Consider the following 20,455-nt stretch of genomic DNA (forward strand, 5'->3'; position numbering starts at 1 on the left):
CCCTCGGGCCGTTCGTATGACAGGAGAGAAGGCCTGGGCATGACGGATCGGAAGACGCCGGATCAGGCATGGCTGCGCGCATCCGCGTTCGGGCCGCATCAGTCGCTCGACGAGGCGACGGTCGCGGCACGGACGGATGCCTACTTCAACCGCACGCGCGAGATCGTCGAGCGCTTCGGCGATGTCCGCGTGACCTACGCCGTGTTCATTCGCCGGCCTGTCGTCGCGGCGACGGGGCTCATGACCGCATGGCTCGAAAACGTGGCGGCGGAGGGCGGTTTTTCGATCGAGATCGAACGTCTGCACGCGGAAGGCGCGTGGGTCGGTGCCGGTGAGCCGCTGCTCTACCTGACCGGCTCCTTTGCGCGTCTGGCCAATCTCGAGACGCTGTTGCTGCAGCGCCTCGGGTCGGTCTGTGTCGCGGCCCACAACGCCTATCAGATGGCAATGGCGCTTCCGAACGTCGCGTTTCTCGCGATGGAAGCGCGCCATTGCGCGGGCTTCGAAATGCAGGAACTGATGGCCTATGCGGCATCGGTCGGCAGCGTCGCGGCCCGGCGCGAGGGCGCGCGGGGCTTCATCGGCAATGCGAACGATGCGACCGCGCCGTTCTTCGGCATGGAGCGTGGCCTGGGCACCATGCCGCATGCCCTGATCGGTTATGCGGGATCGACGCTGCGGGCGGCGGAGATGTACCAGGAGGTCTATCCGAACGATCCGCTGGTGGTGCTGGTCGATTATTTTGGCCGGGAAATCACGGACGGCCTTGAAGTCTGCCGCCGCTTTCCCGATCTCGCGGCAGCAGGCCGGATCAGCCTGCGGCTCGACACGCATGGCGGTCGGTTCCTCGAAGGCCTCGACCCGCAGAGTTCCTATGCCGTGCTGGAAGCTCACACGCCCGGCACGATCCGCCGCTATCGATCCGAGCGCGAACTGCGCCATCTGATCGGAACCGGTGTTTCGGCGGCGGCAATCTGGCGCCTGCGCGAAGCGCTGGACCAGGCGGGCTTTCCGCAGGTTCGGATCGTGGCATCGTCCGGGTTCGGCGTCGAGAAATGCACGGCCATGGCTGACGCGCATGCACCGGTCGATGTCGTGGGCACCGGCTCGTTCATTCCGGACAGCTGGCACGAGACCTACGCCACGGCGGACATCGTGGCCTATGACGACGAGCCGCGCGTGAAGATCGGTCGTGAATTTCTGCTGCGCGCACTGGCTGAACGCAATCGCCCGTGACGCAGCGTTTCGAGACAAGCAAGGCAGAACCATCATGAACAACGATCGCGTCTATGACGCCCATGCCGGAATCGGCCCTGATGCGGACGAGGATTTCGAGCCCGTCGTGTCCGATCGTGGTTGGGTCGTGCGCATCATCGACCAGTCCGGTGCATCGGAAGGCGATACGGTCGAGGAGGTCAAGGATTTCCAGGATCTGATGCATGCCAATGCCTTCGCCCGTGCCTATGTCCGCGACAGCATCGAGCGCTGCCGTGTCGGCGGTGCGGCGGGTCGTGAGGTGATCGAGGCGTGGTTCTCCTTCGGCGAAGACGCCGAAGTGGTCGATGCCGGCGACGATGGCTGGAAATCGGCCAACGAGCTGGACGATTTCGCGGCCAACATCGCAACGCCGATGGAGCGCGACTGGCGCGCGCTCGACCCGCGTCGTCTGGTCGAGGATGACGAGCCGGAGGAACTCTGACACGTCACCTGACCGGATCAGCGATTCCGTTCGATTCGCGTCAGGGCCTGTGCCAGAACCTCGTCATGCCCTGATCGAAGACTGGCGACAGTCGTTGGCAGCGGAACGTCCGGATGGACCCCGACTCCTTCGAACGGCGTGAAATCCGGGAAGTACTCGCGTCGCGTGCTGACGCGAAAGCGCATGCCCAGATCGGGAAATGACACGAAGTAGGGTTGGCCCGTGCTGCCATAGGTCGTCTCCCCCATGATCACACCACGATGTGCATTGTGCATCGTGGTGATGAAATCCTCGCAGGCTGAAGCGCAGTGCCGGTCGGCGAGGAAATAGGCCCGCCCGTGGAAGACCGGATGGTCCGGCTCAAGCGGCTCGCCGCCTGTCCGCAGCATGGCCCGGGGGAAGGTCGGAACGTCTGCTTCCGCCCATGCTTCGATCGTTCCGAAATGGGCTGGCGTGGCGTCGATCATGTCCCTGACCGGATGTTCGAGGACCGTATGGATCAGGTCTATCGGGGTTGAACCGCCGCCGTTGCCGCGCACATCGAACAGGATGGCCGGTGCGGAAGCATGTGCCTTTACCGCCGCGACGGCTGCGGCTTCGAATTTCGGATCGTCGAAGCTCGGGATTTCGATCCGGACGATCCCGCCTTGCAGCATGCTGACACGAACCCCCTCGGGTTGCGTGTAGAGGCCTTTCCATGGGGTCTTGAGAGCCTGCACGCGATCGACGCGGACACTCCGACCGTCGGCCAGTGTCAGGCTAAAGCGAACCGGCCAGATCAGCCCGGTCGAGAATAGCTGGCTTTCGCTTTCGGTGTCGTTGCTGCGGCGGACGAGCGGCAGCCTGGCGGAAGCCCAGGTCTCGAACGGCTGGTCATCGATCTGCCTGATGACAGCGCCGGGCGGAACATTGTCGAGCTGCGAGCGCGTAATGACCCAGTCATTGCCCAATTTTTCCGCGCGGAATGGCAGCTCAGGCTCGCAGGCCAGTGTCGTGTCGGTGAAGCTGGTGTGGCCGTTGCGCAGGGATCCGAGCAGCCGCATGGCCGCGAGATCGAAGGCCACGCGTGTCCGTGCAGCTATGGCTTCGGTGACGAAGCGCTTGTATTCGGCATCGAAATCGTAGGCGTCCGGCAGCGCTTCGGCATGGGCGAAATAGCGCTCCACCGTGTCATAGAGGCGTGTTGCCACATAGATCTTCTGCGACAGCTCTGGCGCGGGAAGGGTATCAGTCGTGTCCAGCGGCGGACAGGCCGGGGCGGCCATGGCGCGTGCGCTGCCGATGAGTGTTGCAAGAATGACCGCGCAGCAGCGTGCCGAAATCGCCAACTTCGTTTCCTCCCCAGAGGTTTCCCGACCAGGCGACGGCTATTCAGGCGGCGCGCCGTTCCACTGGTGTAACCTTTCAGGAGGCGATTCGTAACACAGAGACAACAAAACGTCTCTTCATGTCGTATCCGGAACCATGTCCGGAAACGAACGGTCTGCCCGGAAACGGACAGACCCCAATGGACGCCAGGCGGACAGTCGCCTACGTCAGCAGTAGCGCCTCGACTTCCGCTCTTTCGGGCGCTGCGTCGGCGGCGCCTCGCTTCGTCGTGGCGAGTGCTCCGCAGGCAGCGGCGAAGCGAACGGCCTGACCCAGGGGCCGCCCTTCGCTCAGGCTCAGCGCGAGCCCGGCATTGAAGCAGTCTCCGGCAGCGACGGTATCGATCGCGGTCACGGCAAACGGATGTATGAAGCCGCTCCCGGTCGCGTCGCACCAGTACACGCCGTTGGCTCCGAGTTTGACGACAGCCGCCCGCGCCCCCTTCGCGCGCAGCGCGGCACCTGCGTCCGCCGCCTGCGCTGCGTCGCGCGGACGAAGGCCGACCAGCCGCTCGGTTTCGGTCTCGTTGGGCGTGACGACGTCGATCTCCGCCCAGAGCGCGTCGGGCAGGCCGTCATGAGGTGCCGGCGCCGGGTCGAGAAGAACGATCGCGCCGGCTGCCCGCGCGCGGCGCGCCGCCTCGATGACGGCGGGCATCGGGATTTCCAGTTGCAGCATGACGACGCGCGCGCCGGCGATAGCCGCCTGCGCGCGGTCGAGATCGCCGACATCAACGGCCATGTTGGATGCGCCGATGACGGTGATGCAGTTTTCGCCACGTGCGTCGATCCCGATCAGGGCGAGGCCCGTGCCGTTCCCGGCATCATCCGAGAGCCAGCGACAATCGGTACCGAACTTCGAAAGGCTCTCGCGCGCCTGTGTCCCGAACGCGTCCTTGCCGACCCGTCCGACGAGCGCCACGCCACAGGCGGCACCTGCCAGCCGTGCGCAGGCGGCGGCCTGATTGGCGCCCTTGCCACCCAGACCGGTTGCGTAGCGCGTGGCGTGAATGGTCTCGCCCGCACGGGGGAGGGCAGGGGAATAGGCGGTCAGGTCGATATTGACGCTGCCGATGGAGAGAATGCGTGGGGACGGAATGTCGGGGTTCATGGTCGGTACCATTGTCATGACCTGTCCGGAAACGAACAGCATCCAGCGATCTTGGCCGATTTATCACGTATCTTCAACGGCCTGAGCGGCTGGTGTGCATCCGGCACGATAGCGTGATCAGGATTGTCCACCCGGTGTGCCGATGTCAGCGCGTGTCCTGTTCGAGACTTGCCGCTAGGCGGCACTCTCCGTGCGAATCTGCGAAATTTCCCTTTCCATGGCCCAGCCTTCGAACGGTGATCCGTCTGGCCAACGTGCATTCTGCCGGCGACGCGCGCGTTCATGTGGCGTCCGCATTCAGGTGGGTATCAGCGTGGAGACAGCGTGTAGCCCGGACGGTCGGCATACACCGCAAGGCGGGTGTCCAGCGAGCCAACATGCAGTTCGAGTTTGTGCCCGTCAGGATCGAGAATGTAGAGCGATGCGCCTTCGCTGCGGTTGTCGCGCCATATTGGCGCCTGAACCGCAACACGCGCCGCGAAGGCAGCAAAATCGTCGGGGGCAACGTCGAAGGCGATGTGTGTGTAATCGGGATGCGGCGCGGTGCGGGCCTTCGGGTCGAATGACAGGCAGAGCCAGAGCGTGCCGGCCTCCAGATAGGCGCCGCTGTCCCATTGTGCACGCAGGACGCATCCGAGCGCATCGCGATAGAACGCGATTGCGCGGTCAAGGTCGCCTGTTGCGAGCGTGATGTGATTGATCCCCCTGATCGCCATCCGTCTCGCTCCTTCCTCTCGCGTCGGTACTCTGGCACCCATGCGCGTGGCAGGGCATAAGGCATGGCATGAAACTGCGCTTCGCTCCCAGCCCGACCGGCTACCTTCATGTCGGCAACGCCCGTCTCGCCATCGCCAATGCGCTGTTCGCGCGTCGTCATGGCGGCCAGTTCATGCTGCGGATCGACGATACCGATCTGTCGCGTGGAAAGCCCGAGTATGAAACGGCGATCCAGACGGACCTGAAATGGCTCGGTCTGCACTGGGACGAGTTCGTGCATCAGTCCCACAGGCTCGATCGCTACGCGCTCGCCATCGAAAAGCTGAAGGCCTCGGGGCGCCTCTATCCGTGTTTCGAAAGCGAGGTCGAGCTGGCCGCCAAGCGCGAGGCACGGCTGCGCGCGCGCAAGCCGCCGATCTACGACCGCGCGATGCTGCGCATGACGCCCGAGCAGCGCGCACAGGCCGAAGCCAACGGCAAGGTGCCTTACTGGCGCTTCAAGCTCAGCGACGGGGCCAAGGGATGGCACGATCTCGTCATGGGATCGAGTTCGGTCAAGCTGACGGCCATCTCCGACCCGGTTCTGGTCCGGGCGGACGGGACGGTGCTCTATACGCTGGCATCCGTGGTGGATGACATGGAACTGGGCATCACCCATGTCGTGCGCGGCGAGGATCACGTCACCAACACCGGCGTTCAGCTCGACATCGCCGAGGCCCTTGGGGCGAAGCCCGACCGCTTCAGATTCGCGCATCTGCCGCTGCTGCTGGATCAGGGCGGCGGCAAGCTGTCCAAGCGGTTCGACGCGCTGTCATTGAAGAGCCTGCGTCAGGACGGCATGGAGGCGGACAGTGTCGTGGCCTATCTCTCGCGGATCGGCTCGTCCGAGGATCCGCACCCGATGAGCGTCGCCGAGGCCGCCGAGACATACGATCTCGCGCATGTCTCCAAATCGGCCGCCCGTTTCGACATGGGCCAACTGCTGGCGCTCAACCGTCATGTCTTGCAGGCGACGCCGTTCGAGGCGGTGCGCGACCGGCTGCCGGAAGGCGCGGATGCGACGTTCTGGGACGCGATCCGGGGAAACGTCGATCTGCTGGCCGAGGCACGGCACTGGTGGGACGTGACGCATGGCGACATCACGCCGCCGGTTCAGGACGGAGAGGGCGCATTCCTCGCCCAGGCGCTCGAGACGCTGCCGCCCGCGCCCTGGGACGGGCAGACGTGGTCGACGTGGATCGCAGCGCTCAAGGACGTGTCGGGCCGCAAAGGACGCGTGCTCTTCAGGCCCCTGCGGCTGGCCCTCACGGCCGAGGAATCCGGCCCTGAACTTCATGCCTTGCTGCCGCTGATGGGGCGCGACCGGACAGCGGGACGATTGGCGGTGGCAGCGCGCGGGTGATCCGGACCGCGTTACTGGCCGGCGGCGCCCTCTGCGGGCTGGCGTATCTCGGCGTGGTCGGCACGTTGTATGCGCAGCAGACCGCGCTCGAATTCCCAGCCGATCGCACGGCGATACAACTGCCGGACGGCGGCTTCGCGGGGCTTCAGGTCGTGTCGGTGCGGACAAGTGACGGGCTGGCACTGCATGCCTGGTATCGCGCGCCCGATCCCGGGCGGCCCACGATCCTGTTCCTGCACGGTAACGGCGGCAATCTGAACGGGCTGCACGCGCAGATCTCGCGGCTTGCCATTCCGGGATGCGGCCTGATGGCGCTGGAATATCGCGGCTACGGCGGCAATCCCGGCGTGCCGAGCGGCGCGGGGCTGGCACGTGATGCCGATGCCGCGATGGCGTTCCTTGCCGAGCACGGCGTCGCGTCCTCGCGCGTCGTGGTTTATGGCCATTCTCTCGGAACGGGTGTCGCAACGGAGCTTGCCGCACGGATGAAGGTCGCGGCTCTCGTACTGGACTCACCGTTCACGAGCATCGCGGCCGTTGCGCAGAAGCGGTACTGGTATCTGCCGGCGGGACTGCTGCTGCGGTCAAAATTCCCGGTCCGGGCCCTGCTGCCGCATGTCGAGGCGCCCGTGCTGATCCTTCAGGGCGCGCGCGACCGCACCGTGCCGCCCGCCATGGGGCGCGCCGATTTCATGGCGGCGCGCGATCCGAAAGTCATCTGGTGCGCGCCGGACGCCGGCCACATGCAGGTGCTGGAGCAGGGCGGGGACGCCGTCCTGCGCAGCTTCATCGCGCGTTACGTCGAAGGCAGCTGAACGGCAGCGCGTTCGGCGCCGATCAGGGCCAGACCTTCGGCCACGGACACGAACTCGCCGCCCGTGTCGATCCGGTCCGCGCTGAAGCGCTGGCTGAACAATGCGCGGACGGACGGCACGAATGATGTGCCGCCCGTCAGAAACACGCGGTCGATGTCCGCGGCAGCACAACCGGCGCTGGCCAATGCGTCGTCGATCGCGGTCGCAAAGCGGGCGAGGTCCGGTGCGATCCAGCCTTCGAATGCATCGCGCGTGATGGTCTCTTCGATCTCGAGGCCGGCGTGGCAGAAGCGCAGCGTGGTTTCGGTGTCGCGGGAAAGGGCCGCTTTCGCTCGGGCGACGGCGCCATAGAGCGCATGCGCCTGCTGGTCTTCGATCAGCCGGATCAGGTGACGCAGTTTTTCAGGGTGCGTCGCGGTGCGGGCGACGTCCGCGATGGCGCGCAGCGTCTGTGGATTGCGCATCAGCGAAAGACGGTGCCAGCGCCCGAGATCGGCATACCATTCGACCGGCACCGGCAGTGGCGCGCCGCCCATGACGCGATAGGTCTCGTGCATGCCGAGATGAGGTGCGATGACATTGGTCAGAATACGATAATCGAGCTGGTCGCCCGCGATGCCGACACCGGCATGGCCGAGCGGCCGTGCGCGCGGCTCGGCTGCCGGATCGAACCGAAGGACGGAAAAGTCGCTCGTGCCGCCGCCGAAATCACCGACCAGAACGACAGCCGGGCGTTCGAGCCGTCGGGCAAAGCGTTGGCCGGCGGCTTCCGGTTCATAAGCCAGTGCCGTGCCGGAAAAGCCGGCTTCCGCCAGACTGGCCTGAAGCCGCTCTGCGCCCAGATCGTCGTCGGCGCGTTCGCCGGCAAAGCGCACGGGTCGACCGACCGTGGCGTGGGCGTGCGCGGGATCGAAGCCGAAGCCATCCATCAGGCGGCGCAGGAACGTCGCGATCAGCGCCTCCAGCGTCAGGCGATGGCCGAGCAGGCGCGTCTCGCGGAAGGACGCCTGCGCGAGATAGGACTTCATCGACAGGATCAGCCGGCTTTCGGCCGGGTCGTCGAGATAGGCCTCGATCGCGTCGTCCCCGATCGCGTCATGCAGGACGAGCTTGCCGCGTAGCTGTTCCTGCCAGAGGCACAGAACCGTCCGGCAGGTTTCCCTGCCCACGGGCAGGGTGAGTGTCTTGGTCTGACCGTCGGGCGTGACGATGGACACGACGCTGTTGGACGTGCCGAAATCGATGCCGAGATGAATGGGGGAACTCACGAACGACGGCCTTGCTGCATTGTGGGCTGGATCGGGGAAGCGAGCGCGCCGTTATAGTGATCGCAGACCGATTGTCACATGTTTCATGACAGGCCTTGTCTCTATGCGTGCCGGAGACTGGCGAGCGTCCGGATCGTCCGAGGCCTTTCGCGGATTGGCGCGCTATTCCTGCCATGCCCGTCAGGACGGGCTGCGGGGACGATCCGGGAATGACGATTTGACGGCGCTGGCGGCACGCCGACACCGTCTTGATGCGTGGGCTGATCGGACACTTCGCCCAGGCGATGGCGCACGCCTCAGGGCGTAGCGAACTGCTCGTAAAGCTCGAGGGGAAGCGCGTCGGGATCTTCGAAAAACGTGAAGCGCGCACCCGTGAATTCGTCGACGCGGATCGGTTCGCAGGCAACGCCCTCTGCGGTCAGGCGTGCGACCACCGCATCGAGATCCTCCACCGCGAAAGCCAGGTGTCGCAGGCCGCGCGCTTCCGGTCGGCTCGGGCGCGCGGGCGGCTCTGGAAACGAAAACAGCTCGATCTGGCTGTCGCCGATCGCCAGATCGCATTTCCATGACCGGCGTTCGGCACGCCAGATTTCGCGAATGACGTGCAGGCCCAGAATGTCGCGATAGAAGGCGCGCGAACGTTCATAATCGCTCGCGATGATGGCGACGTGATGAATGGAGCGCAGCATCGTCGCTTATTTCCCGCCGCGTCGTGCGTGCCGTCCATGCGACAGTTCGCTGACGACGCCATGCAATGTCCGAAGCTCCTGCTCCGTGACCTCGCCACGCTGGAACAGGTGGCGCAGGTTGCGGACCATGCCCGGACGCTTCTGCTCGTTGCGCAGGAAGCCGCACGCGTCGAGATCGCGGATCAGGTGATCCATGAAGTTCTCGAGCTCGCCCTTGGTCGCGACGTGCGTCTCGTTCGTCATCAGCGTGCGCGGCGGGGTATCATCGGCATACATCCACCACTCGTACGCCATGACGAGCACGGCCTGCGCGAGATTGAGCGACATGAAGCCGGGGTTCAGCGGGTAGCGGATCAGCGCGTCGGCGCAGGCCATGTCGTCATTGTCCAGCCCTGCGCGTTCCGGCCCGAACAGGAGGCCGGTGCGCAAGGACCGCCGCTCGCAGGCACGCAGCTCGGCGGCAGCCCCGCGCGGCGTCATCACGGGCTTGACGATATGACGCGGGCGCGGGCAGGTCGCATAGACGTGCTGCAGGTCGGAGACGGCATCGGCGACCGTCTCGTGCACGGTCGCGGCGTCAAGGATGCGGTCCGCGCCCGAGGAGGCATACCAGGCGCGTTCCTGGGGCCAGCCGTCGCGCGGGCTGACGAGCCGCAGGTGGAACAGGCCGCCATTGGCCATGGCGCGCGCCGTCGTGCCGACATTCTCGGCAAGCTGCGGGCGGACGAGAATGACGACGGGCGAGAATTCCCCGATCGGTGCCAGGTCCGCGCCACCATCGCGCCCGGTCATGCGCGCCTCCACGTCGTGCCGCCCGCATTGTCTTCGAGAAGGATGCCATCAGCCGAAAGCTCGGCCCGGATCGCATCGGCACGGACGAAATCGCGCGCCTTGCGGGCGGCGAGACGCTCGGCGATCAGCGCTTCGATCCGTGGTGCGTCGAGGCCTGCGCGGAACCATGTATCCGGCGACTGCCCCAGGAGGCCGAGCATGGCGCTTGCCGCCCTGAGCGCGGACGACGCGTCCGCATCGCCTGCCAGGGCCGCGTCGGCGAGCGGGTGGAGGGCTGCGATCGCCAGCGGCGTGTTGAGGTCGGCGCAGAGCGCTGCCATCACTGCCTCGGGCACGGGCGCATCGCTGATCGGGGGTGTGCGTTCGAGCGCGCGGTAGAAGCGGTCCAGCGTGCGCCGCGCATCGTCGAGCTTGTCCCACGTGAAATCGAGCACGGAGCGGTAGTGCGTGCTCAGGAACAGCAGGCGCAGCGCTTCGGCAGGCGCGCGTTCGATCACCTCGCGGATCGTGTGGAAATTGCCAAGCGATTTCGACATCTTCTCGCCGCCGGACAGCAGCATCGCGTTGTGGATCCAGACGTTCGCGAACCGCCCCTTCGGAAAGCAGCACATCGACTGCGCGCGTTCGTTCTCGTGGTGCGGAAACAGCAGGTCGTCGCCGCCGCCATGAATGTCGAAGCTCTCGCCGAGATAGCGATGCGCCATGGCGGAGCATTCGATGTGCCAGCCGGGGCGACCGCGGCCATACGGGCTGTCCCAGCCGGGCTGGTCCGGCTCGGAGGGCTTCCACAGCACGAAATCGCCCGGATCGCGCTTGTAGGGGGCGACCTCGACCCGCGCGCCGGCCAGCATCTCGTCGAGGCTGCGGCCCGACAGCTGTCCGTAGCCCGGGAAAGCGCGCACGGCGAACAGCACGTGGCCTTCCGCCTCGTAGGCGTGACCGTTTGCGATCAGCTCGCCGATCATGGCGAGCATGTCGCCGATATGGTGCGTCGCGCGGGGCTCGATGTCGGGCGGCAGCACGCCGAGGGCTGCCAGATCCTTATGAAAATCGTCCGTCGTGCGGGAGGTGAGGGACGCAATGTCCTCGCCGTTGGCACGTGCGCGCGCCGTGATGCGGTCGTCCACGTCGGTCACGTTGCGCACGAAGGTCACGCGGGGATAACGCGCCCGCAGGAGACGCACGAGGATGTCCGCACAGAGCATCGCGCGCAGATTGCCGATATGCGCGAAGTCATAGACCGTGGGGCCGCAGTAATAGAGACGGACATGCGTCGGATCGAGCGGCACGAACGGGCGCGCCTGTCGTGTATGGTTGTCGTGAAGAACGATTTCGGGCGGGGTCGTGGTCATGGCGTGCGATTAGATGCGCGAGCCAACGCGCCCGCGCAAACGCTTTGTGTGACGGATCGGAGAAAAACAGGCGGGAACGCCGCCGGTCGCGGTGCCTGTGCTTGACCAGGCGGCTTCGACAGATAGAACCCGATCCCATGGCACAATCAGGACCACCTGCGACGGACGATCAGACCGGCACGCGCGCGCATCTCGCAGCACTCGTCGGAATAGCGCTTCCCCTGAGCATTTCCCAGCTTGCCGAAATGGCAATGGGCACGACGGATACGGCCCTTCTGGGCACGATCAGCCCTGATGCGGTGGCGATCGGCGGTCTGGCCACCAGCCTGTTCTTCACGACGCTTGCGACGTTCCAGTCAGGCCTTGGCGCGGCCGGTATCATGATGTCGCGCAGCCTGGGTGCCGGGCGTCCGCACGAGGTCCCGGGCCAGGGCACGAACGCGCTCCTGTTCGGGCTGCTGCTGTGTCTGCCGTGCGCGGCGTTGCTGCTGATGGCGCACAGCCTGCTGAGCGCGTTGCACGAGCCGCCGATCATCGTGGATCAGACCAGCCGTTTCGCGAAGATCCTGCTGCTGGCGCTGCCGCCCGACCTGCTGGTCATCGGTCTGCTTCGGGCGGCGTTGCCGGCGCTGGGCGCGCAGCGGCTGATGTTGTGGACGATGCCGATCATGGCGGTGCTGAACGGGTTTCTGAACGCCGGCCTGATCCATGGCTGGCTGTTTCTGCCGCGTCTGGGGCTGTGGGGCTCGGCTGTCGCGACGGCCGTGACGGGCTGGGTGGTGGCGGCCGCCCTCATGATCCTGGTCTGGAGCGACAAGGCCACGCGGTCGCATCTGCGGTTCGCGCGTCCGGACTGGCCGGGCTTTGCGGAGATGGTCCGCCTCGGCCTCCCGATGACGATGGCCGCCGCCGCCGAGATCCTGATGTTCCAGGCGACTTCGTTGCGCGCCGGGAAGTTCGGCACGCAGGCGCTCGCGGCGCACCAGATTGCGATCACGGTATGCGCGACGACATTCATGGTGACGCTTGCAATTTCGCAGGCCGTCAACGTGCGGGTCTCGTTCTGGCTGGGTGCGGGGCGAGGCGATCAGGCGCGGCGGGCCGTGTTCGTCGCGGTCGGTGCCGTCTTCGTCTGGACGCTCATCTGCGCCGTAGCACTGCATGTCTGCGCCGTGCCGATCGCTCGCCTTTATCTCGATACGACACAGGCCGGATCACTTGCGGTCGTGGCGACGACTGCGGGACTGCTGCGGATCGGCGCGCTGTATCAGATCGGGGACGGTCTACAGGTCGTATTTGCGGGCGCACTTCGCGGTGCAGGCGATGCCGTGGTGCCGATGGTGTTGACCGTTCTTGGCTTCACGGTTCTCGGCTCGATCGCCGGAGGATGGTTCGCCCATTCGCTGGGACTTGGTGTGAATGGTCTGTGGTATGGTCTTCTGACGGGCCTTGCGACGGTTGCGGTGCTTCTGGCGATCCGTCTGGGCGTCATGATGGGCCGCCTGTCGCGCGGGGAAATCCCGCTGAAACAGGCGGCCTGACTAGAGGCCGCGCCAGGCCTCAGTTCTCGGTCGGCACGCGGATGGTCTGGCCCGGATAGACCTCGCCTTCCTTGTGCAGGATGGGCGCGTTGGCTTCGTGCAGGTCTTCCGCGCTGACGTCGTGCGGGATCGTCTCCGCGATGGTCTCGAGCGTCTCGCCCGGCTTGACCGTGTGGAACACGGGGTCCGGCGTGCCGGCGGGGACGGCGATCTCGGACTTCACCGCCTCGATGCCCGCGATATTGCCCGCGGCCAGGATCATGTGGTCGCGCTCTGCGGCGGACTGGGCCTGGCCCTTGATGGTGATCGTGCGGTCCTCGACGACGATGTGGGCCATGCCGACCTGCGCGAGACCGATCTGCTTGAAGGCGCGCTTGATGAAATTCTCTTTCGGCGCACCCGGCGTGGCCGAGCCGGCATGCTGGATCGCGTCAAGCGCATCCTGGTCGAAGCGACGTCCCGCGGAGGGGTTGAACTTGAAGATACGCATCGGATCGCTCCATTACTGAATATCGTGTCCGGATGTCGCGGCCTGCCATGCGGCGCGAATATCGGCCGCCCGGATACGCGACGCCGGAATAGTCATGCGCGGATTGCGGTGCAACACCCACGCGACACAGGCCTTCGGAACGTTGGCTTCGCGGTTCGGTTCCGCGCGGAAGAAGCGGCCCGGACGCCGGCCGAAAACATTGACAAGCCGCACCTCGGTCGCGTAGGACGCGCGCCACTGCCGGGAACGAGGACGACGACCGGCCAGCGCATCCGAAAACGACATCGTTTCGGGACATCGCGGGTTCCTGCCGGCCCGCCTGCACTGGCCTTGTCGACTGTATCGCCCCGTTCAGCACCAGGATGGTGCTGGGCCTACCGGTGCAACAAGCGATCGCCCACCGGTCAGGGAAACCGGGCGGTCCGATACGAAGAAGGCCTCGACGCAATGTCAAAGCGCCAGGAAAGCAAGTACAAGATCAATCGCCGCCTCGGCGTCAACCTGTGGGGCCGCGCGAAATCGCCGGTCAACAAGCGGGAATATGGCCCCGGTCAGCACGGCCAGCGCCGCAAGCAGAAGCCGTCGGACTTCTCGGTCCAGCTGATGGCGAAGCAGAAGCTCAAGGGCTACTACGGCAACATCAGCGAGAAGCAGTTCCGCAAGTACTACGAGGAAGCCGTGCGTCGTAAGGGCGACACCTCGGAGAACCTGATCGAGCTGCTGGAGCGCCGCCTGGATGCGGTGATCTACCGCCTCAAGTTCGCGATCACGCCGTTCGCCGCCCGTCAGCTGATCAGCCACGGCCACGTTCTGGTAAACGGCCGCAAGGTCAACATTCCGTCGTTCCTCGTGCGTGATGGCGACGAGATCGAGCTGCGCGAGAAGTCCAAGCACCTCGCCGTCGTGCTCGATGCCGCCCAGAGCCCCGAGCGCGATGCGCCGGAGTATGTCGAGGTCGACCACCGCCAGATGAAGGGCAAGTTCATCCGTGCGCCGCGTCACGCCGACGTGCCGTATCCGGTGCAGATGGAGCCGAACCTGGTCGTCGAGTTCTACTCGCGCTGAGTCTGGCTGGGGCGGCGGTATGACCGCCGCCTCGTGCTATCGTCGGAACGCCGGTCGGGACATCAGTCTCGCCCGGCGTTTCGCGTTTCTGTCCTCCGTTTTCTGGTGACTGCCGATGTCCGAGACCCTGACCGATACCGCTCTCAGCGCCCGGATTTCCGATGAAATCGCCCGTCGGCGCACATTCGCCATCATCTCGCATCCGGATGCCGGCAAGACGACGCTGACCGAGCGTATCCTGAGGGCGGGCGGCGCGATCCAGATGGCAGGCAACGTGCGTGCCAAGGGCGAGCGTCGCCGCACGCGTTCGGACTGGATGGGCATCGAGCGCGACCGTGGCATCTCGGTCGTCACCTCGGTCATGACGTTCGAATATGGCGGATGCATCTTCAACCTGCTCGACACGCCCGGCCATGAGGACTTCTCCGAAGATACCTACCGGACGCTGACGGCGGTGGATTGCGCCGTGATGGTGATCGATGCCGCCAAGGGCATCGAGGCCCGCACGCGCAAGCTGTTCGAGATCTGCCGCCTGCGCGACATTCCGATCGTCACGTTCATCAACAAGATGGACCGCGAGGCGCAGGACAGCTTCGCCCTTCTGGACGAGATCGGCTCAGGCCTCGCACTCGACACGTCACCCGCAACGTGGCCGATCGGCCGTGCCGCGAAATTTGCCGGAACGTACGACCTGCGTACGCGTGAGGTGCGCCCTCACGAGACCCTGTCCCAGTCCGACGAACGCATGACGACGCTCGCCGAAGAGCTTGAGCTGGTCGAGGCCGCACTGCCGCCGTTCGACCGGGAGTCGTTCGACGCCGGGCACCTTACGCCGGTCTTCTTCGGCTCCGCCATGAAGGAAATCGGTGTCATCGATCTGCTGGATGCGCTGGTGGCCTATGGTCCGGCACCCCGGTCGCAGCCCTCCGAAAGCCGGGTGGTGGCGGCGGACGAGCCGGACATGACGGCGCTCGTGTTCAAGATCCAGGCGAACATGGACCCGAACCACCGCGATCGCATGGCCTTCGCGCGCATCTGCTCGGGACGTCTCACGCGCGGGATGCGGCTGCGCCATGGCCGCACCGGCAAGCAGTTCGCGCTCCATACCCCGCAGTTCTTCTTTGCCCGCGACCGGCAGCTGGCCGAAGAAGCATTTGCCGGCGACGTCGTGGGGATCCCGAACCACGGAACGCTCAGGATCGGCGACACGCTGACCGAGACAGAAGACCTGCGCTTCACGGGCGTTCCGCACTTCGCGCCCGAAATCCTGCGTCGTGTGCGTCTTGATGACGCGATGAAGGCCAAGAAGCTGCGCCAAGCGCTGGTCGAGTTGGCAGAGGAGGGGGTGGTGCAGCTGTTCCGTCCGCAGGACGGACTGCCGCCGATCGTAGGCGTGGTCGGCACGCTGCAGCTCGACGTGCTTCAGTCGCGCCTGAAGGGCGAGTATGGCGTGGCGATCGGCTTCGAATCGACGCCTTACACACTTGCGCGCTGGGTTACGGGTGACAAGGCCAAGCTCGAGACCTTCTCGATGGTCAACCGTTCGGCCATGGCGGACGATATCGACGGTGACCCGGTCTTCCTCGCCAGCTCCGCGTTCATGATGCGCCGCATGGCCGAACAGAATCCGGATCTCGCGTTTCACGACATCAAGCAGATCGGCATCGACATCGGATGATGGAGCAGCGCTGGTCGCCCGTCAGCCAGGCGCGACAGCGGCGTTCTTCGTACACCGGCTACTGCGTGGGAGAGGCGAGACCCGGGCATAACAGGTCTCGCTGCGGCCTGTCCGACCGTTACGGCTGCGTCGGTGACGGCGGGGCGGAGCCGGACGCCGGGCCGGGTGTCGGCGAAGTCGTTGGAGAGTCATAGCCACCCGGGCCGCGCCAGTGATGATGATGCGACGATTGCGCCGACATGCCCTGATCGTCACAAGCGGCGAGGGGAAGCGCGAGAAGAAGCCCGAACGAAGCAATCATGAACGTTTTCATGGGGTACCTCCGCGCTGGTAACGCGCCCCACGTGGCGCAGTAGAATCGACACAAAAAGAAACCCTGCCGAAGCAGGGTTTCGTCAGTTCGTCGGATTGCCCGGATCCTGCGGCATCGGTGTCGGCTTGTCCGGTTCGGGCTTGGGCGCCGGCTGTTCCGGCGGAAACTGTTCTTGTGAGCCGGTCATTTGGCGTCTCCACCGTTCTCCGGACCGCCTTCGTGTTCCGGGCCTTCGTCCTGCTGGGGGCTTCTGTCGGGATAAGGCTCGAAGGGCTCTTCCGAACCCGGCGACGTCGGGTTTTTGGGATCAGGCATATCTGCCTCCTTGATGGATACGGACTCAAGACACGCCATCCCTGAGAGTTCCGAAAAACAATCCGTGTGATCCCGCGGCCGGGCAGGGCAGCCGGGGGGCATCTCATGGCCCGTATGACGTCTTTGCAGACCCTCATGCTCCAAAACTGACTGCTCGGATAAATTTCTGGAAATTGCCAAATCGATACGGTTAAGCTCGTTTCGGTCCCATCACGTTCCGATTCCGGTGCGGGCAGGGATATCGGCGTCACGTGGAGTATTCAGATGTCCCGGAAAGTGTGTTCCGTTCTGACGAGCGCAGTGCTGGTCTCGACAGCGCTCAGCCCCTGCGTGGTTCTCGCGCAGTCGGCGTCTGATGCAGCGGGTCATGCTTCCAAAGCTCACGGTTCTCGCCATGTTGCGCCCCATCGGCATGCGATGCATCCCGCGGCGATCCCTGCGAGAGGGACTGCAGTGCCTGCATCCACCACGGTCGCGCCCCCCGTGCAGCCCCATGCAAAGGCGGAAAATGTCGATGTCATCAGCGCGCGTCGCAATCTGACCATCGGTGGCGGCCTGCTGCGGCGCGTCGACGTGCCGCGCAACATCCAGACCGTCAGCCAGGACTATATCGCCAAGCAGTCACCGACCCAGAACGTCGCAAACCTTCTGTCCATGATGCCCAGCGTCAACGTCATGCCGGGCGATGCGGCAGGCATCAACAGTTCCGGAATTCAGGTCCGTGGACTGTCGAGTAATGATATCGGCTGGGTGATGGACGGCGCGCCGACCCTGTCTCCAGGCGCCGGATCCTATCAGGCCGAGATGCTGGACACGGAGAACATGCAGGAGATCGCGATCGCGCCCGGATCGGCCGCGACTGACGACCCGGTGACCAGTTCGCTGGCCGGCACGATCTACACGAAAATGCGCGATCCGACCGAGCATGCAGGCGCCCAGACCGACTTCACCTATGGCTCGTTCAACACCTATCGCGGATTTTTCCGTGGCGACACCGGTGAGATCGGTCATTCGGGCGTCCGCGCCTTTGCCTCAGTTTCCGAAGCGAAAGAGCAGCACTGGTTCGGCGTCGGGGAGCAGGGCAAGATCCACTCGGACGCAAAAATCCTTAAGACATTTGCCAATGGCAGTTCGATCGCTTTCGAACAGGTCCTGAATATTTCGAGTTCCGGATATTACTACAACCCCACGCTGTCCGTCTGGCGGCAGTCGAAATGGGGCAGCCCCGACGCGACCTACGGCGGCGTCACCGATGGAAGCTTCTACAAGCTGAACACGGCCGATCCGTTCTATTCCGGCACTGTGCTGATGCCCATGAAGTTCGTGCTGCCTCACAACCTGACGCTGACCGACACGCCCTATTTCTGGTACGGCTATGGATGGTCGCTGGGCGGGACGACGGTACAACAGGGCAGCACCTATGCCGGTGCCTCGACGGTGGATGTCAACCTCGCCCAGGGGACGGGTGCATCGTCGGTCCCGGCCGGAACGTCGGTGCTCGTGGACAGCGCAGGCTACGGCCTGACCTATATCGGTGGAAACAACCTCAAGCTGAACTGGCACACCGCGCATAACGATCTGTATGCCGGGTACTGGTACGAAAACTACAATCTCAACGAGAAGGATCCGGTCGGCATTGTCGATCAGTCGTCGGGCAATCCCTTCGACATCACGCAGGGCCACAACCAGTATACCGTGGCAGGCGGCGGCAAATGGTATGCCGCCGACTATTTTCTGCACTACCAGCTCAATGCGATCTATCTTGGCGACAGCTTTTCCTGGTTCGACAATCGCCTGAATATATCGGCAGGTTTCAAGGATGTGATGGTCACGCGTTCCGCTGACAACTATCTTGCGGGCTCGACCCCGCATCAGGGCGTCAGTGAGAACGTGCCGCTTCCGACGCTCGGTATCCGATACAACTTCGACCGGCGAAACCAGCTCTACGTGCTGGGTGAGGGCGATTATCGTCAGCCCTACATGGGCAGCACGCTGGATGCCTATTCGATTTCCTCCGGCGCATTGGTCAACGGCAGTTCAACGCCGAAATCCGAATACGCGATCAAGGAAGAACTGGGATACCGCTACAACGGAGACCGCCTGATCGCGTCCGTCATTTTCTACAACATGAACATCGTCAACCGGCTTTTGACGCTCAATACCTACCAGAACGGCGTCCAGATCAGTCGGACGTTGAACGCCGGCGGACAGACCAGCCGTGGCGTGGATGTCCAGCTTGCCACGACGCCATTCTGGGGACGGTTCACGCCCTATGTCACTTTCGCATATCTGAATGCGCGGCAGGACAACAACGTCGAGGCCGCCACGACGACCGACCAGACGGACTACCTGCCGACGGCCGGAAAAACGCAGATCCTGAGCCCGCATTACCAGGCGGGTCTGGGGCTCACCTATGACGACGGCCATTTCTTCGGCAATCTCAACGTGCGCTATGTGGGCACGCAATACGCGACCCTCATGAACGACGAGACCGTGCCGGGATACGTGACGGATTCCATGACGTTCGGCTACCGCCGTGCACGGCTGGGCTTCCTCAAGACGCCGAAAATCCAGGTCTCGCTCAACAATCTCAACGGATCGACGCAGAGGATCGGTGTCTACGGCTATACGAACAACGCCCGCGCGACACGCGGCGTATTCGGTGGCACGATCGCCGGCAGCAGCCCGACCTACTACATCGATCCCGGGTTCGCGGCTCTGATGACGGTCAGCGTCGGCCTGTAACTCTTATCCTATGGCAGACGGGCGATCCGCTCTGCCAGCAGGTCATAGAACCCGTCCGTATCGGCGTTTCTCAGATAGAACACGTTGGGCGGACGGTCGGTGACATGCCAGTAGTCGACGCAGGTCGCGCCCCGCGTGAACGTGCCCGCACATTCGATGCCGACATGGCATTCCCGACCCGTGAAGAGATCAGGACGCAGCAGCCATGCGATCGTGCATGGATCGTGAAGTGGCGCGCCCGACCCGCCATATTTCGCAAGGTCGAACCGTTCGGAAAAGCCGAGCATTCCAGCCACAACCTGTCCGGCCCTGTTGCCGAGTTCTGCAAAGCGTCGCAGCCGCGCCGGTGTCGTAAGGCACTGATGTGTCACGTCCAGCGGCACCATCGTGAGCGGGATTCCGGCGCGCAGGACAATGTCCGCGGCTTCCGGGTCGACATAGACGTTGAATTCCGCGCTCGGGGTGATGTTGCCTCCTTCGAAACAGGCGCCGCCCATCCACACGATGTCCCGGATACGCGAGAATGCGTCGGGTGCCCTGGTGAACAGGTTCGCGCTGTTGGTCATCGGTCCCAGCACAACCAATGTGACCGAACCCGGGTCCCGCTCGCGCAATGTCCGCGCAAGAAAACCCAAGGCATCGGTCGAGGCGGGCGCCCGGGACGGGGCAGGGAGATCGGACCCGTCCAGCCCTGTCGGGCCGTGGACATGTGCGCCCGTGACAGGTGCACGGGCTACGAGCGGACGGTCGGCGCCGACATGGACGGCGATGTCGGCCCGCTCGGCCAGATCGAGAATGCGGATGGCGTTGGCGGTCGTGTGCGGGAGCGGCACGTTGCCTGCGACAGTCGTGATGCCTGCCACGTCGAGTTCGGGAGATGCGAGGGCAAGGAGAATTGCGACGGCATCGTCCTGGCCTGGATCGGTGTCGATGACGATCGTCCGGGGCGCGGTGTCGGTCATGCCAGGGCTTTCGGCTGTGAGAGCGATCCGGATTCGTATCATGACAAATGCCTCCGCCGCATCATCGATACGTTATCGGTTCGATCACATCCGGACAGGGGCAGACGGATTTCCGGGTTCTTTTCGTGACGCCC

General features: G+C 64.7%; 19 protein-coding genes. 8 read left to right on the forward strand and 11 right to left on the reverse strand.

Annotated elements, in window-relative coordinates; all coding sequences use genetic code 11:
- The first annotated feature begins 39 nt into the window (after positions 1 to 39).
- Positions 40 to 1,236, forward strand: coding sequence for a nicotinate phosphoribosyltransferase (locus B8446_RS07630; RefSeq protein WP_048848749.1), 1,197 nt, complete (start codon positions 40 to 42; stop codon positions 1,234 to 1,236).
- Positions 1,237 to 1,270: 34 nt separating this feature from the next.
- Positions 1,271 to 1,699, forward strand: coding sequence for a hypothetical protein (locus tag B8446_RS07635; protein ID WP_241767688.1), 429 nt, complete (start codon positions 1,271 to 1,273; stop codon positions 1,697 to 1,699).
- A 17-nt stretch (positions 1,700 to 1,716) separates the two neighbouring features.
- Here the strand turns inward: B8446_RS07635 and B8446_RS07640 are convergent, their stop codons facing one another.
- The 3 genes from B8446_RS07640 to B8446_RS07650 form a co-directional block, all read right to left on the reverse strand.
- Positions 1,717 to 3,027: a S41 family peptidase gene (locus tag B8446_RS07640; RefSeq protein WP_048848750.1), complete on the reverse strand. Its 1,311-nt coding sequence runs from the start codon at positions 3,025 to 3,027 to the stop codon at positions 1,717 to 1,719.
- 202 nt (positions 3,028 to 3,229) lie between these two features.
- On the reverse strand, positions 3,230 to 4,195 hold the full coding sequence (locus B8446_RS07645) for a ribokinase (RefSeq protein ID WP_241767689.1): 966 nt from the start codon (positions 4,193 to 4,195) through the stop codon (positions 3,230 to 3,232).
- 290 nt (positions 4,196 to 4,485) lie between these two features.
- Entirely contained in the window at positions 4,486 to 4,893 is a 408-nt protein-coding gene (locus B8446_RS07650) for a VOC family protein (RefSeq protein WP_048848751.1), read from the reverse strand.
- A gap of 68 nt (positions 4,894 to 4,961) precedes the next feature.
- On the opposite strand from B8446_RS07650, the gene gltX reads away from it, so the two are divergent.
- Both gltX and B8446_RS07660 read left to right on the forward strand, forming a co-directional pair.
- A complete protein-coding gene (gene gltX / locus B8446_RS07655; protein WP_048848752.1) occupies positions 4,962 to 6,296 on the forward strand; it encodes a glutamate--tRNA ligase in 1,335 nt (444 codons plus the stop codon).
- Entirely contained in the window at positions 6,293 to 7,111 is an 819-nt protein-coding gene (locus B8446_RS07660) for an alpha/beta hydrolase (RefSeq protein WP_048848753.1), read from the forward strand. The genes gltX and B8446_RS07660 overlap by 4 nt, the downstream gene beginning before the upstream one ends.
- On the opposite strand, the gene B8446_RS07665 is transcribed toward B8446_RS07660, so the two are convergent.
- The 4 genes from B8446_RS07665 to cysS all read right to left on the reverse strand — a co-directional run bounded on the left by B8446_RS07665 (position 7,093) and on the right by cysS (position 11,212).
- Positions 7,093 to 8,379 (reverse strand): Hsp70 family protein, encoded by a 1,287-nt coding sequence (locus B8446_RS07665; RefSeq protein ID WP_048848754.1) that lies wholly within the window; start codon positions 8,377 to 8,379, stop codon positions 7,093 to 7,095. The two genes, B8446_RS07660 and B8446_RS07665, sit on opposite strands and share 19 nt — an antisense overlap.
- 296 nt (positions 8,380 to 8,675) lie before the next feature.
- Entirely contained in the window at positions 8,676 to 9,068 is a 393-nt protein-coding gene (gene gloA2, locus B8446_RS07670; RefSeq protein WP_048848755.1) for an SMU1112c/YaeR family gloxylase I-like metalloprotein, read from the reverse strand.
- Between the two features lie 6 nt (positions 9,069 to 9,074).
- Positions 9,075 to 9,860, reverse strand: coding sequence for an RNA methyltransferase (locus B8446_RS07675; protein ID WP_084712183.1), 786 nt, complete (start codon positions 9,858 to 9,860; stop codon positions 9,075 to 9,077).
- Complete coding sequence (cysS, locus tag B8446_RS07680; RefSeq protein WP_048848757.1) at positions 9,857 to 11,212, reverse strand: cysteine--tRNA ligase; 1,356 nt, start codon at positions 11,210 to 11,212, stop codon at positions 9,857 to 9,859. Before cysS ends, B8446_RS07675 begins: the two co-directional genes overlap by 4 nt.
- A gap of 137 nt (positions 11,213 to 11,349) precedes the next feature.
- Between cysS and B8446_RS07685 the strand changes: the two genes are divergently transcribed.
- Positions 11,350 to 12,753 carry an MATE family efflux transporter gene (locus B8446_RS07685; RefSeq protein WP_048848758.1) on the forward strand — a complete coding sequence of 468 codons (1,404 nt, stop codon included), beginning with the start codon at positions 11,350 to 11,352 and terminating at the stop codon, positions 12,751 to 12,753.
- A 19-nt stretch (positions 12,754 to 12,772) separates the two neighbouring features.
- Here B8446_RS07685 and B8446_RS07690 read toward each other — a convergent pair whose 3' ends face one another.
- On the reverse strand, positions 12,773 to 13,243 hold the full coding sequence (locus B8446_RS07690) for a LysM peptidoglycan-binding domain-containing protein (protein ID WP_048848759.1): 471 nt from the start codon (positions 13,241 to 13,243) through the stop codon (positions 12,773 to 12,775).
- Positions 13,244 to 13,255: 12 nt separating this feature from the next.
- The gene (locus B8446_RS07695; protein ID WP_048848760.1) at positions 13,256 to 13,528 is read right to left on the reverse strand and encodes a hypothetical protein; all 273 of its coding nucleotides are present in this window, start codon (positions 13,526 to 13,528) and stop codon (positions 13,256 to 13,258) included.
- 162 nt (positions 13,529 to 13,690) lie between these two features.
- Here B8446_RS07695 and rpsD point away from each other — a divergent pair, with 162 nt between their 5' ends.
- Positions 13,691 to 14,308 carry a 30S ribosomal protein S4 gene (gene rpsD / locus B8446_RS07700; RefSeq protein WP_048848761.1) on the forward strand — a complete coding sequence of 206 codons (618 nt, stop codon included), beginning with the start codon at positions 13,691 to 13,693 and terminating at the stop codon, positions 14,306 to 14,308.
- Positions 14,309 to 14,423: 115 nt separating this feature from the next.
- Positions 14,424 to 15,986: a peptide chain release factor 3 gene (locus tag B8446_RS07705; protein WP_048848762.1), complete on the forward strand. Its 1,563-nt coding sequence runs from the start codon at positions 14,424 to 14,426 to the stop codon at positions 15,984 to 15,986.
- A gap of 496 nt (positions 15,987 to 16,482) precedes the next feature.
- Here the strand turns inward: B8446_RS07705 and B8446_RS16715 are convergent, their stop codons facing one another.
- Entirely contained in the window at positions 16,483 to 16,614 is a 132-nt protein-coding gene (locus B8446_RS16715) for a hypothetical protein (protein WP_264921673.1), read from the reverse strand.
- A 453-nt stretch (positions 16,615 to 17,067) separates the two neighbouring features.
- Between B8446_RS16715 and B8446_RS07720 the strand changes: the two genes are divergently transcribed.
- The gene (locus B8446_RS07720; RefSeq protein ID WP_048848764.1) at positions 17,068 to 19,359 is read left to right on the forward strand and encodes a TonB-dependent receptor; all 2,292 of its coding nucleotides are present in this window, start codon (positions 17,068 to 17,070) and stop codon (positions 19,357 to 19,359) included.
- 8 nt (positions 19,360 to 19,367) lie between these two features.
- Here the strand turns inward: B8446_RS07720 and B8446_RS07725 are convergent, their stop codons facing one another.
- A complete protein-coding gene (locus tag B8446_RS07725) occupies positions 19,368 to 20,321 on the reverse strand; it encodes a nucleoside hydrolase (RefSeq protein WP_048848765.1) in 954 nt (317 codons plus the stop codon).
- Positions 20,322 to 20,455 lie beyond the last annotated feature (134 nt).

This window comes from Tanticharoenia sakaeratensis NBRC 103193 (assembly GCF_000963885.1).
Taxonomy (GTDB): domain Bacteria; phylum Pseudomonadota; class Alphaproteobacteria; order Acetobacterales; family Acetobacteraceae; genus Tanticharoenia; species Tanticharoenia sakaeratensis.